The organism is Bartonella florencae, from assembly GCF_000312525.1.
GTDB classification, from domain to species: Bacteria; Pseudomonadota; Alphaproteobacteria; order Rhizobiales; family Rhizobiaceae; genus Bartonella; species Bartonella florencae.
The window spans coordinates 1-802 of the sequence record NZ_HE997487.1 but is presented as its reverse complement, the minus strand read 5'-3'; the positions used below and the strand labels follow the sequence as shown (position 1 = coordinate 802).

The following is an 802-nucleotide window of genomic DNA, read 5'->3' as shown; positions in this document are numbered from 1 at the left end:
TGATGTCCAAACCAGAGATTGCAAATGCTATCGCACAATATGCCAGTGAAAGACTAACCAAAAACATACAGAGACAACTCAAACGTCAAGAATACGCTGCCAATAAAAGAGGCTAGATCATATTCTTAAATTCTATCTCTATATTACATATCCTTATTGGTTCATACATTACATGTTCTTATGACAATTTTAAAAAAAGATCATCACTTATGCTTTGTATTTTCCATAAAAAAATCAATAAAATCAATGTAAAAGGTACTTCCCAGCGGGTTGGCTTCGTTGCGGGGCAGACCAGCGCGAACTATCGCTAGCGACAGAATTTTCAAATTGACTGGACATTGTACACATAACATATTGATAAATAACGAATTTAATGTGCATTAATATACACACTATACAATCTATAACTATTTAAAAAAATGTGAAGTCACCTCTTGACAATATGGCAACAATGTGTCTACTGTTAAGCTAGGTGCCTGAAAAACACCTTAAATACACAGCGGATAGATTGCCGAAACAATCTCTTCTCCGCATATTAAAGGCTTTGACTCGTTATATGCTACATGCATATAATAATGTTGTCGGGTGTGGTTACGCTATACAATACCCTTTATGGGGAAAGCGTAACGACGGACTGTGTACCGTGTTTTTCAGCACCCGGCGCTCTTCTAGAGTGTCAATGAAAAACGTTTAACTACACAGGAGTTCATCATGAACAATCTTATAGAAATTACGGAACAAATAATTGATCAGGAAACTGTTCAAACTGTTAACGCGCGTGACTTGCACGCATTTTTAGGAG

1 pseudogene is annotated in these 802 nt (G+C 36.7%); it reads left to right on the top strand.

The features are described from left to right. Window positions 1-711 precede the first annotated feature (711 nt). Window positions 712-802, top strand: a pseudogene (locus tag BN202_RS09825) (phage antirepressor Ant); the annotation flags it as partial.